This window comes from Sulfitobacter sp. M22 (assembly GCF_021736025.1).
In the GTDB taxonomy this organism is placed as follows: domain Bacteria; phylum Pseudomonadota; class Alphaproteobacteria; order Rhodobacterales; family Rhodobacteraceae; genus Sulfitobacter; species Sulfitobacter litoralis.
In genome coordinates, this window is record NZ_WMEC01000001.1 from 1515041 (window position 1) to 1527076 (window position 12036).

Annotated in this window: 9 protein-coding genes and 1 tRNA gene; 2 read left to right on the forward strand and 8 right to left on the reverse strand. The window is 60.0% G+C overall.

The window, feature by feature from the left end; genetic code table 11:
- Nucleotides 1–47: 47 nt before the first annotated feature.
- Nucleotides 48–884, forward strand: coding sequence for an alkaline phosphatase family protein (locus GLP52_RS07575; protein ID WP_237271993.1), 837 nt, complete (start codon nucleotides 48–50; stop codon nucleotides 882–884).
- 215 nt (nucleotides 885–1099) lie between these two features.
- Here the strand turns inward: GLP52_RS07575 and GLP52_RS07580 are convergent, their stop codons facing one another.
- The 4 genes from GLP52_RS07580 to GLP52_RS07595 form a co-directional block, all read right to left on the reverse strand.
- Nucleotides 1100–2977 carry an acyl-CoA synthetase gene (locus GLP52_RS07580; protein WP_237273475.1) on the reverse strand — a complete coding sequence of 626 codons (1878 nt, stop codon included), beginning with the start codon at nucleotides 2975–2977 and terminating at the stop codon, nucleotides 1100–1102.
- A 221-nt stretch (nucleotides 2978–3198) separates the two neighbouring features.
- A complete protein-coding gene (gene lysM, locus GLP52_RS07585) occupies nucleotides 3199–3630 on the reverse strand; it encodes a peptidoglycan-binding protein LysM (RefSeq protein ID WP_237271995.1) in 432 nt (143 codons plus the stop codon).
- Nucleotides 3631–3697: 67 nt separating this feature from the next.
- Nucleotides 3698–5497: an ABC transporter transmembrane domain-containing protein gene (locus GLP52_RS07590; protein WP_237271996.1), complete on the reverse strand. Its 1800-nt coding sequence runs from the start codon at nucleotides 5495–5497 to the stop codon at nucleotides 3698–3700.
- 136 nt (nucleotides 5498–5633) lie between these two features.
- Nucleotides 5634–5707 (reverse strand) — tRNA-Gly (locus GLP52_RS07595).
- A 155-nt stretch (nucleotides 5708–5862) separates the two neighbouring features.
- On the opposite strand from GLP52_RS07595, the gene GLP52_RS07600 reads away from it, so the two are divergent.
- Nucleotides 5863–7377 carry a malonate--CoA ligase gene (locus GLP52_RS07600; RefSeq protein WP_237273476.1) on the forward strand — a complete coding sequence of 505 codons (1515 nt, stop codon included), beginning with the start codon at nucleotides 5863–5865 and terminating at the stop codon, nucleotides 7375–7377.
- 9 nt (nucleotides 7378–7386) lie between these two features.
- Here the strand turns inward: GLP52_RS07600 and GLP52_RS07605 are convergent, their stop codons facing one another.
- From GLP52_RS07605 to GLP52_RS07620, 4 genes are all read right to left on the reverse strand, one after another.
- On the reverse strand, nucleotides 7387–7992 hold the full coding sequence (locus tag GLP52_RS07605; protein WP_237271998.1) for a hypothetical protein: 606 nt from the start codon (nucleotides 7990–7992) through the stop codon (nucleotides 7387–7389).
- A complete protein-coding gene (locus GLP52_RS07610; RefSeq protein WP_237271999.1) occupies nucleotides 7989–10229 on the reverse strand; it encodes a xanthine dehydrogenase family protein molybdopterin-binding subunit in 2241 nt (746 codons plus the stop codon). Before GLP52_RS07610 ends, GLP52_RS07605 begins: the two co-directional genes overlap by 4 nt.
- Before the next feature lies 1 nt (nucleotide 10230).
- Nucleotides 10231–10689: a (2Fe-2S)-binding protein gene (locus tag GLP52_RS07615; RefSeq protein WP_093733786.1), complete on the reverse strand. Its 459-nt coding sequence runs from the start codon at nucleotides 10687–10689 to the stop codon at nucleotides 10231–10233.
- A 175-nt stretch (nucleotides 10690–10864) separates the two neighbouring features.
- On the reverse strand, nucleotides 10865–11977 hold the full coding sequence (locus GLP52_RS07620) for an S-(hydroxymethyl)glutathione dehydrogenase/class III alcohol dehydrogenase (protein ID WP_093733830.1): 1113 nt from the start codon (nucleotides 11975–11977) through the stop codon (nucleotides 10865–10867).
- Between the last annotated feature and the right edge of the window lie 59 nt (nucleotides 11978–12036).

The following is a 12036-nucleotide window of genomic DNA, read 5'->3' on the forward strand; positions in this document are numbered from 1 at the left end:
CATATCGGACAAATGCAATATCCGCCGCCGGCCAAAGGGAGGCCCACATGAAGAACAAGCTGCTTTTGATCATCCTCGACGGTGTCCCCTACCGCAATTTCCGCCGTCTGTTCGGCAATCTTGAAGGTTGGGTTGATAGTGGCGAGGCGCGGGTTTGGACCCAGCGTGCAGTGCTGCCGTCGATCTCTGCTTCCTGCTATGCCTCGATCCATACGGGCGTGGCACCGGCTGAACATGGCTGTACCGGCAATGGCAATGTGTTCCGGCTCAAGCACAAGGACGTCTTTGCCCAGACACGCGCTGCGGGCGGCGTGACGGGCGCTGTCGCCCATTCCTTCTGGTCGCAATTTTTCAACCGCCATCCATTCGACTATGTGCGTGATATTGAATATGACGAACCCGATAGCGATACGATCAACCACGGGCGGTTTCATACGATGACCGGCTATGGGCTGGTGAACCAGATGACGCCCTCGGATGTAGACCTGTTCGGCTCTCTCACCAATCTGGCGCTGCGGTTCGGGCTGAACTACGGAATGCTGCACACCTGCACGCTGGACAGCATGGGGCACCGGTTCTTTCACGATTGTCAGGAAATGGACCACGCTTGCGCCGTGATGGACGAGATGTTGGCCCCTTTCATCCCCAAATGGCGTGCGATGGGGTACGAAGTCATCGTTACGGCCGATCACGGGCAAGACGAACGCGGGCACCACGGCGGACGCGGCGCATTGCAGCAGGAAACCGCGCTGTATTACTTTGGTGATGCCGAGGGCCCGTCAGAGGACACCGTGATCGACCAGCTACAGCTTGCGCCGACAATCCTTGGCCGCTTGGGCGCGCCTATCGCCGACACGATGCAGGCGAAGTCTTTCCTGAAGTAGCCCTCGCACTTTAGCAGCACCGAGAAAATCAATGAACAGTGCCGCCGTGCGAGCAGCACGCTCGAGCCTCTAACACCCCCCTAAAACGCGACATGGGACGCCTCTGGAAGGAACGTCCCATGTGCTGCCCCGTCGGGGTAAGATAGCTGAAAAGCAGCGCACATTCGATGATAGAAAATGCGCTGCTAGCCGATGGTAAACGCCCTCGCGTTAGGTCACGCGGCCTCCCAACCGAAGGTAAAGGCATTCAGCGACGCGCCTACATCGGCCTCGCTTGCGCCATTCATAGCGATTTGTGCAACCAGCCCGCGTTTTTTATCGTCTGTGACAGAGGCAACCCGTGCAGGCAGCCCCGCGGCCACGAGCGTTTCATCATAGACGCGGGTGATGGCGTTTTTGCGCAGGTCAGGCTTGAAGATTTTGCCAACAGCGGTTTTGGGCAGTTCGCTCATGATGGTCATGTGCTTGGGCTGCGCCGCGCGCTCTTGCACGTGCTCTTTGCAGTACGCCAGCAGTTCGGCTTCGGAGACCGACGCCCCGGCAACCAGTTCGACAAAGGCGCAGGGCACTTCTCCGGCGTGGGCATCCGGTTGACCGATGGCACCAGCAAAGGCCACCGCTTCGTGACCCAGCAAGGCCTCTTCGATCTCGGCGGGGTCGATGTTATGACCACCACGGATGATCAGGTCTTTGGCACGGCCCGTGATCCAGAGATATTTGTCGCTGTCGATACGGCCCAGATCTCCTGTGCGCAGGTACTTGTCCTGATAGTAGAGGTCTTTGTTTTTGTCCGCTTCGGTATAGGTATTGCCCGCATAGACACCAGGGTTTGAGATACAGATTTCGCCGATCTCGTCCACGTCAGCCTCGACCAGCCCCTCGCCGGTGCTTTTGACGATCTTCACATCAGTATAGGGGAAGGTGATGCCGATACTGCCCACTTTGCGCACGCCATCCGTCGGATTCGACGACACAAGGCAGGTCGCTTCGGTCAGGCCGTAGCCTTCGATCAGCGTGATGCCTGTGGCCTTTTCAAAGCGACGGAACAATTCCAGCGGCAACGGGGCCGAGCCCGAAAAGGCGGTCTTAACCGTAGAGATATCCGCATTGATCGGCCGCTGCATCTTGGCCGAGATCGCCGTAGGCACGGTGATGATAAAGGTGATTTTCCAGCGTTCGACCAGCTTCCAGAAGTTATCGAAGACGCCTTCGCCGCGATACCCTTGGGGCGTCGGGAACACGACATGGGCACCGGATTTCACCGCCGCCATCAAGATCACGTGGCAGGCAAATACGTGGAACAACGGCAGCGGACACATGATGTTGTCGTTTTCTGTGTAAAGCAGCGTGTGCCCCAGCCAGCCATTATACACCATGCCCGAATATTTATGCTGCGCCACTTTTGGCATGCCCGTCGTCCCACCGGTGTGGAAGTAGAATGCGACGCGATCCTCTTGCGGATCGTCAAAGGTCAGCTCGGCGGGTTGTTTGGCAATTTCCGCGTTAAAGTTTTTGTAGGTCGCCCGATTGGTCACCGTCATTTTCGGGCGGATCAGCGGCACGATCCACGACTTTGGTGCGGTCAGATAGCGGCACAGGTCCACTTCGAGCACGGTCGTGACATTCGGGGCCAGTTTGACCGCCTCGGCGGTTTTGTCAGCCACGTCCGTCTTGGGGAAAGGCCGCAGGGTCACAACGACCTTGGCATTGGTTTCGCGCAGGATCGACGCGATCTGTTCCGCTTCTAGCAGCGGGTTAATCGGGTTCGCGATCCCTGCAACGGCACCGCCCAAAAGCGTGATGACCGTTTCATTGCAGTTTGGCAGAACATAGGCGACCACATCGGTCGGCCCGACACCCAGCGACCGGAACAGGTTGGCAGCACGCCCCACCTGACCACGCAGCTGCGACCAGCTAAGGGTTTCTGCGTGATCTTTGGGTCCCGAGAACAGTTGATAGCTGATGGCATCGTGGCTGGGAAACTTTCCCGCGGTTTCGCTGAGCATACCCCATAGGGTTTTAGGCACATCGCGGTCAGCCCACGGCATCTCTGCTTCGATTGCATTACGGTCTTCTATACCGGCAAATGACATTATTTTCCTCCCTTAGTGGTGCGGTTTGCCCGCATCCCGTTATTCCCTGTCGTCAAAGATGATTGCTAAATTCAGCTTTCGCAAGCATTTGCAGGCCCCCAAACGCTGCGTTCACGCCCACTGACCCAACGGAAGGCCAAAAAAAGAACGGCAGACCCAGCCTGCCGCTCTGATTTATGGGGAAATGGCGTGTAATGCCCCCCGTTATATGTTTGGTACGATTATTTGGCAGGAATGCGCAGCATCTGGCCCGGATAGATTTTATCAGGGTGCGACAGCATAGGTTTATTCGCTTCAAAGATTTCTTCGTAGCGTGCGCCGTTGCCCAATGTCTTGGCCGCGATCGCCCAAAGCGTGTCGCCTTTTTCAACCGTGTGGAAAGTGCCGTCGCCCTCGCCACCATCCATGTCTTCCTCGACCGCGGCAACGCCTTCGACGTTCCCCACAGCAAGAATGACCTTTTCTTTCATCTCTTGGCTGGCAGCCTTGCCCGAGACCTTAACCTTGTCGCCCTCGACCGAAATATCGAGCCCGTCGGCATCAAGCCCGAGATCTTTCAATTCGTCCTGAAGCGCGGCCCCGGTGACTTCGGTATCATCACCGCCGCCAAATACTTTTTTGCCAGCGTCTTTTACGAAACTCCACAAACCCATGTTGCTCTCCTTCTGGATCCACTCGGGTACGAGTGTTTCCACCTCGCCAAGCATTTCACAAGGTTTTTTATACTTCTCCGCGCCCGTCGGTGAATTGTAGCCGTGCCAGCCGCGCATAAAGCCCGCCTTTGGTCACCAGTTCGTCATGGGTGCCCATATCCACGATCTGCCCTGCTTCCAGCACAACGATGCGGTCGGCCTTTTTCACGGTTGCCAGACGGTGCGCGACAATCAGGGTCGTGCGGTCAGCGCTTAGCCTGTCCACGGCGGACTGCACTGCCCGTTCGCTTTCGGCATCCAAAGCGCTAGTCGCTTCGTCCAACAGCAGGACCGGCGCGTCGCGCAAGATGGCGCGGGCAATGGCGATACGTTGCTTTTGCCCGCCCGACAACATCACCCCACGCTCGCCCAAGTAGCTATCGTAGCCGTCGGGTAGCGCGGTGATGAACCCGTGCGCGGCGGCTGCCTCGGCGGCGGCGGTGATTTCCGCGTCTGTGGCGTCGGGGCGGCCAAAGCGGATGTTTTCGCGGGCAGAGGCTGCAAAGATCACCGGATCTTGCGGGACAAGGGCAACCGACTGCCGGAAGACCGCACGCGACACGTCGCGCAGGTCCACGCCATCAAGGGTAATCCGCCCCGAGGCGGGGTCATAGAACCGCAGGATCAACTGGATGATCGTTGTTTTACCCGCGCCCGACGGGCCGACAAAAGCGACCGTTTCACCGGGGTCGATCGACAGATTGATCCCGTCCAGCGCCTGAACGTCGGGGCGCGCAGGATAGGTGAAATGCACATTCTCAAAGGCGATGCGCCCTACGACGGGGGTGGGCAAGGCAATGTCGGTTTCAGGGTCTTGCACGGTGTCTTGCGTCCGCAGCAGTTCGACCAGACGCTCTGTCGCGCCGGCGGCACGCTGCAATTCGCCCCAAATCTCGGACAGGGCGGCGACGCCGCCTGCGACCATGACGGCATAGATCACGAATTGCACCAGCGCACCGGGGCTCATCTGATCAGCACGTACATCGCGCGCGCCCATCCACAAGACGCCCACCACACCGGCAAAGACCAAAAAGATCACGATAATCGTCATCAGCGCACGGGTCTTGATCCGCCGCTGTGCCGCATCAAAGGACGCTTCGGTCATCTGCCCGAACTGCGCCTGACTGGCGGCCTCGTTGGTAAAGGCCTGTACGGTCTGCACCGCACCAAGGCTTTCGGACGCGTTCCCCGAGCTCGCCGCGATCCAGTCCTGATTTTCGCGACTTAGCACGCGCAGGCGACGTCCCAACACAAGAATGGGCACAATCACCGCGGGCACGATCAGCAGCACCATCGCCGTCAGCTTGGCCGAGGTAAACAACATCAGCACCAAACCACCGGTCACGATCAGCATATTGCGCAGCGCGATCGACATCGACGACCCGACCACCGACAGAATCAACGTCGTGTCGGTCGTGATCCGGCTCAGCACCTCGCCCGTCATCAGGTTCTCGTAGAACGCGGGGCTCATGGAAATGACGCGGTCGAACACGGCCTTGCGGATATCCGCGACGACCCTTTCGCCAAAGCGGGTGACAAGCGCATAGCGCAGCCCCGTGCCGACGGCCAACAGCCCGGCGATGATCAGGGCCGCCACAAAATACTGGTCCAGCAATTCGGCCTCGCCGCTGCCAAAGGTGTCGATCACCCGGCGCACCGCCAAGGGCAGCGTCAGCGAAATCATCGCCGTCAGCACCAGCGCCAGTATGGCAGCGATCATTAACCCCCGATACGGCGCGAGAAACGGCAGCAGCGCACGCAGAGCCCCCAACTCACGCGATTTTTCGCGTTCTTCGGTGCCGGGGCCGGGCGTCGGGGTACGTGCCATGTGATATCCTTTGGAGTGCTGCCGTGTCATCGCCCGCACGCCGCGCGGGGTCAAGTGCTGCCCCCGTAGCGAACTTGCGACAAAAGCGCATTGATCCAACGCAAATACGAGTAATCAAAGGAATTTCAGGAAAGAGTGGAGCGGGCGGCGGGAATCGAACCCGCGTCTTCTGCGTGGAAGGCAGAGGTCTTACCATTACACAACGCCCGCGCTACGAAAGGAGAGGTAAGTCATCCGCCACGGGTCGTCAAGGCCGTCTGCGAGGGCAAGATGTCGGAAAGAACAGAATGCGCCGCGCGCCGCCCTTTACCTCGCCTGACCAATGACGCAAATTCGGCAACGCGAAAGAACACAAGGAGACGACAATGCCCAACCCGCTTTACGACGCTTTATTCGGTCGCCATATCGGGCAATCCACGGCATTTCTGATCCTGCCCGACGGGCGCACCATCACCCATGATCAATTCATCCGCTCTGCCGCGCGCTATGCCAATGCGTTTGCTGACAAGGGACTGATAGCGGGCGACCGTGTGGCGGTGCAGATCGGGAAATCGCCCGATGCGCTGGCGCTTTATGCGGCCTGTGTTCAAGCGGGGCTGGTGTTTTTGCCGCTCAACCCCGGCTACACCGCCTCCGAGGTGGATTACTTCGTCGGCAACTCCGGTGCGCGACTGCTGGTGTGTGATCCTGCCGATGTCAGCGCACTGGCCCCCGTTGCCGCTGCGGCTGGCGCGGCTGTTGAAACCATGGACGCCACCGGCCGCGGCACGCTGCGCGATCTGGCAGCCTCACTGCCCGACACATTCGACACCGTAGACCGCACCGCCGATGATCTAGCCGCGTTCCTCTATACCTCCGGCACCACGGGCCGGTCCAAGGGGGCAATGCTGAGCCAGCAAAACCTGCTCAGCAACGCCGAAACCCTTGTCGATGTCTGGCACTTCACCAAGGCTGATGTACTGCTGCACGCGCTGCCGATTTTCCATACCCATGGGTTGTTTGTGGCGACCAACATCATGCTGCTGAGTGGCGGCGCGATGGTGTTCTTGCCCAAGCTCGATATCGACCAGTTGATCCGCTTTATGCCGCAGGCCACCGCGCTGATGGGCGTGCCGACGTTCTACACCCGCTTACTCTGCTCTGATGATTTCACCGCCGGATTGACCGCACATATGCGGCTGTTCATTTCAGGCTCTGCGCCGCTGCTGGCGGAAACCCACAAGCAGTTCGAAGAACGCACAGGTCACCGCATTCTGGAACGCTACGGGATGACGGAGACCAATATGAACACGTCGAACCCCTATGACGGACCGCGACGCGGGGGCACGGTGGGCACGCCGTTGCCGGGTGTCGAGCTCAAGATTTGCGACCCCGAAACCGGAGAGACCCTGCCTCAGGGAGAGATTGGCGTTGTTGAGGTACGCGGCCCGAATGTTTTCCAAGGCTATTGGCAGATGCCCGAAAAAACCGCCGCTGAACTGCGCGCGGACGGGTTCTTTATCACCGGCGATCTGGGGCTGATTGACGAAGACGGCTATGTGCAGATCGTCGGACGCGGCAAGGATCTGATCATATCCGGCGGCTACAACATCTATCCCAAAGAGGTCGAGCAGGTGCTGGACGATCAACCCGGCGTTCTGGAAAGCGCGGTGATTGGCGTGGCGCATGCTGATCTGGGAGAGGCCCCTGTCGGCGTGCTGGTCGCCGATGGCAGTGCTGATCTGAACCTTGATGCGCTGTCGCAGACGGTCGCGCAGTCACTGGCGCGGTTCAAATGTCCGCGCAAGCTGGTGGTGGTCGACGCCCTGCCCCGCAACACCATGGGTAAGGTGCAAAAGAACCTTCTGCGCGAGATTTACGCGGATCTGTTTAAAGCATAACAGCGCATTTTACGGGTCGCCGACACAGGGTGTCCCGCCTACTACCCAAATTGCCAGCGCCTCCTGCATCTCGGGGATTGATCCGGGGGCGGCCACGCGCCCTGCGCCGGGGTCAAACCCCCACGCGACAAAGGCCGAGCTGCCGACGTGATCGGACAGTTCTTCGGGCGTGAAAGCACCGTTGCGGCCGGGGTCACGCAGCTGCACGCAAATCTCGGCGCTGGTTTTGCCTTTCCACGCCATCTCAATTGGAGGAAGCCGCCACGCATCTGCAATCATCGGTGGTGCATGGGGCACGCTGTTGGCTGACGCGGCGCTGATGTGACAGGTCCGGCACGGCATTGATTCTGCTCCGATGCGGCTGTCGTCAGCACGCACGTTCATGCCGTGCACCACTTCTTTCCCTAGCGCCCCCCCATACCCCAGCCCTTCCCACAGGGGCAGACCAGAGGTGCCGACGTGGCAATTGGTGCAGCGCGGATGCGAGACGACGGCGTGAATATCATCCCACGCAGCCAGCGCCGCCGCGCGACCCTGCACATCTTGCGCCCGAGCACTGCCCGCGCAGGCCAGCGCGATGATCCCGCCGGTGATCGCCCCGCGAAGGGTCCTCATACAAAACCGATCGACTTGGACAGCGGCAGTTCGCGGATACGCTGCCCCGTCGCGGCAAAGATCGCATTGGCCAAGGCGGGTGCGGCGGGAGGCACGGCGGGTTCGCCGATACCCCTTATCTTGTCGCCATTCTCAAGCCCGCGCACCATGATTTGCGGAGCCTGATGCAGCCGCATGCCCTCGTACATGTGATAGTTATCCTGCTCTGCCAAGCCGTCGCGATAGGTTAGCTCGCAGTTCATCGCGTGGCCCAAGCCAAAGATCACGCCGCCTTGCAGCTGCGCCTCAAAGTTCACAGGGTCCAGTACGCGGCCCACATCGGCGGCGACGAACACCTTGTCGATACGGATGCCGTCGGGCGAGTTAGTGATCTCGACCACCTCGGCCACGGGCACGCCAAAGGCCAGCGTAAAGGCCAGCCCCCGTCCGCGGTTCGGCCCCAGATCGCTGCCCCATTCCGACATCTCGCCCACGGCTTCCAAGACCTTGCGCGAAGCATCGTGCCAGCACAAGCGCAGCCTCTCTTGTAACGGGTCTACCCCCGCGGCGTGGCACATTTCATCCATGAAGCTTTCATGCATAAACCCGTTGCCAGACGCCCCGACCGACCGCCAAGAACTGATTGGCACCATCGCAGGCGTGCGGTAGCCGGTCACGCGGTAGTTGGGAATTTGAAACGGCTGGTCCCATGCCCCCGCGACAATCGCCACGTCCGGGCCAAAGGCGGGTTGGTTCAACCGCGCGAGCGAGGATTCAGCGACCGAAGGGGCGGCAATGGATAAATCAAACGCTGCGATACCGGCATCCGCCACAGCACCGCGTCCGCGCGCAATCGCCAGCGGGCGCGGGAAGTCATGGGTGAAGTCTTCCTCGCGCTGCCAGATCATCTTGATCGGCGTGTCGGGCAGCTGCATCGCGATCTCTACCGCTTGGGCGATATAGTCATCCTCAAGACGTCGTCCAAAGCTGCCGCCGGACATCAGCACATGCACATGGATGTCATCGCCATCCAACCCCGTCAGCCGCGCCATGTTGGCTTTGACAAAGCGGGGGATTTGCGTGCCGGTCCAAATATCAAGGCGTCCATCGGTCAGCTTGACCACGACGCTCATCGGTTCCATCGGGGCGTGGGCCAGATAGGGGATGCGGTATTCCGCCTCGACAACTGAGGCGTCTTGCAGCGCATCCTCTACGTCGCCTTCATCCTTGAAACGGCTGTCGCGGTGGTCGTCGGTGAAGGAGGCCGCCACGGCCGCAAACTGGTCGGCGCTGTTGCCGATGTAGGGCGACGGCCCCCAGTCACAGTCAACCGCCTGCGCGGCCTGAAACGCGCGCCATGTGTTATCGGCAACCACAGCAATGCCACCGGTGATCGGCAAAACCGCATACACACCGCGCATCTGTTGCGCCGCTTCGGCATCAAAACTGTTCAACCCGCCGCCAATCGCCGGATTGGTGCGGGTCGTGGCGATCACCATACCGTCCATCTGCATATCGATGCCATAGATCTGCGTGCCCGTGGATTTGGCCACCACATCTGTGCGTTTTTGCGGCTTGGTCAGATAGCGCCATTCCGACGGGTCGCGCAGGATGACATCCTGCACAGGCTCGATCTCGGCGGCGATGCTGGCAAGGTCGATGTATTCAATCTTCAGCCCGTCCGGCAGCACGATACAACCATCTTCGGTGCCCAGTTGATCGCGCGGCAGGCCGGTCTGTTTCATCGCGGCCTTGATCAACGTCTCGCGCGCGACGGCACCAGCCATACGTAGGCGGTCGTACATATCGGGCACAGTCGACGAGCCGCCGGTGATATGCAGCCCCATCAGCTTGCCCACAACATCCACCGCGCCGCGCCCGCCGCGTGCCAGCAGCGTGTCAGAGGTCGCGGCAATCGGCAGCGCCTCTGCGCCGACAACGCCATTGTAATAGATCGCATCCGCCGGACCGGGCGACAGCTTGGCGTTGCGCGGATTGATATCAAGCTCTTCTGCGATCATATGCGCCTGCATCGACCACGCACCCTGCCCCACATCCGCACGCGGCGTGATCAGCGTGACCCCTTGGGCATCAACCTTGACGTAAGGCGTGATAGCGGTTTCACCGGGTTTCAGCCCGTCAAGCAGCGGGTTTTCGCCCGCGCGTTTGTAAAGATAAGTGCCAAAGACAACGCCCCCTGCAACAGCAACAGAGCCGACAAGGAAGCTCCGGCGGGCTATGGTTTTCACGCGCCCCATATCACACCGCCTTGAGCTTGAGCGCGGCGGTCTTTACCGCCTCGCGGATACGGGGATAGGTACCGCATCGACACAGGTTGCCGCTCATGGCGGCATCGATCTGGTCGTCGGTAGGCGTCGGGTTCAGCTCAAGAAACGAGGCCGCCTGCATGATCTGGCCCGATTGGCAGTAGCCGCATTGCGCGACCTGCAGGTCGATCCATGCCTCTTGGACGGCATGGCGCACGGCGGGGGTCCCCAACCCCTCGATGGTGGTAATCTCGCCCGCTACGTCACCAGCAGCCAATTGGCAGGCGCGAACCGCGATCCCGTCCATATGCACGGTACAAGCCCCGCACTGTGCGATGCCACACCCATACTTTGGACCCGTGATGCCCAGAATATCGCGCAAGACCCACAGCATCGGCATGTCTTTCTCGACGTCCACATCATGGATCACGCCATTCACCGTAAGTTTCATGCCCTGTCTCCCAACGTTCACTCTATAAATACCAGCGGGAACGACGTGGTAAACCCACCGTGTCCCGCAGCCCCCTCTGCCCTCACGTCAAAACATGATGGCCTAGGGGGCTTTAGAAAGCATAAAACGCCGCCCCACTGGGACGGCGTTTGCCATAGATTTTACGAAATCGCGCTTAGAATTCAACGACCGCACGAATGGATTCACCTTTGTGCATCAGCTCGAACCCTTCGTTGATCTGGTCCAGCGTCAGTTTGTGGGTGATCATCGGGTCGATCTCGATTTTGCCGCTCATGTACCAGTCGACGATCTTGGGCACGTCAGTGCGGCCCTTTGCCCCGCCGAATGCAGTCCCTTTCCAGACGCGACCCGTCACCAACTGGAACGGACGGGTCGAGATTTCGGCCCCTGCCGGTGCAACGCCGATGATGATGCTTTCGCCCCAGCCCTTATGTGCCGCTTCAAGCGCCTGACGCATGACTTTGGTGTTGCCCGTCGCATCAAAAGTATAGTCCGCGCCGCCCTTGGTCAATTCAACCAGATGCGCGACCATATCGCCTTCGACCTTGTTGGGGTTCACAAAGTCGGTCATGCCGAAGTAGCGGCCTGTCTCTTCCTTGTCGTCGTTCAGATCGACGCCGACGATCTGGTCGGCTCCGGCCAGGCGCAGACCTTGGATGACGTTCAAGCCGATGCCGCCCAGACCAAAGACTACGCAGCGCGCGCCGATTTCGACCTTAGCGGTGTTGATCACCGCGCCGATACCCGTGGTCACACCGCAGCCGATATAGCAGATCTTGTCAAAGGGCGCGTCCTTGCGGACTTTGGCAAGCGCGATTTCAGGGATGACCGTGTGATTGGCGAAGGTAGAGCAGCCCATATAGTGGTGGATCGGCGTGCCATCCATCATCGAAAAGCGCGTTGTGCCATCGGGCAGCAGGCCCTGACCTTGGGTCACGCGGATCGCCTGACACAAGTTGGTTTTGCCCGACAAGCAGTATTCGCATTCGCGGCATTCGGGCGTGTAAAGCGGAATGACGTGGTCGCCGACCTCCAGCGTGGTGACGCCTTCGCCGATTTCCAGCACAACACCCGCGCCCTCGTGACCCAGAATGGCGGGAAAGATACCTTCGGGGTCGTCGCCCGAACGGGTGAATTCATCCGTGTGGCACAGGCCCGTGGCTTTGATTTCGATCAGGACTTCACCCCGCTTGGGGCCTTCCAGATTTACGTCCATCACCTCAAGCGGTTGACCTGCGGCAACGGCGACGGCGGCGCGTGTTTTCATCATAAGAAGCGTCCTTTTGCTGTTTGGGACAAAAGGGAGAAAACGAGCCGATTTGTCAA

What these genes read in the sequence shown, in the direction of transcription:
- GLP52_RS07615 (WP_093733786.1), bottom strand. Translation starts at nt 10,689, where the DNA reads ATGAAACTTACGGTGAATGGCGTGATCCATGATGTGGACGTCGAGAAA.
- GLP52_RS07605 (WP_237271998.1), bottom strand. Translation starts at nt 7,992, where the DNA reads ATGAGGACCCTTCGCGGGGCGATCACCGGCGGGATCATCGCGCTGGCC.
- GLP52_RS07610 (WP_237271999.1), bottom strand. Translation starts at nt 10,229, where the DNA reads ATGGGGCGCGTGAAAACCATAGCCCGCCGGAGCTTCCTTGTCGGCTCT.
- GLP52_RS07580 (WP_237273475.1), bottom strand. Translation starts at nt 2,977, where the DNA reads ATGTCATTTGCCGGTATAGAAGACCGTAATGCAATCGAAGCAGAGATG.
- GLP52_RS07575 (WP_237271993.1), top strand. Translation starts at nt 48, where the DNA reads ATGAAGAACAAGCTGCTTTTGATCATCCTCGACGGTGTCCCCTACCGC.
- GLP52_RS07620 (WP_093733830.1), bottom strand. Translation starts at nt 11,977, where the DNA reads ATGAAAACACGCGCCGCCGTCGCCGTTGCCGCAGGTCAACCGCTTGAG.
- lysM (WP_237271995.1), bottom strand. Translation starts at nt 3,630, where the DNA reads ATGGGTTTGTGGAGTTTCGTAAAAGACGCTGGCAAAAAAGTATTTGGC.
- GLP52_RS07590 (WP_237271996.1), bottom strand. Translation starts at nt 5,497, where the DNA reads ATGGCACGTACCCCGACGCCCGGCCCCGGCACCGAAGAACGCGAAAAA.
- GLP52_RS07600 (WP_237273476.1), top strand. Translation starts at nt 5,863, where the DNA reads ATGCCCAACCCGCTTTACGACGCTTTATTCGGTCGCCATATCGGGCAA.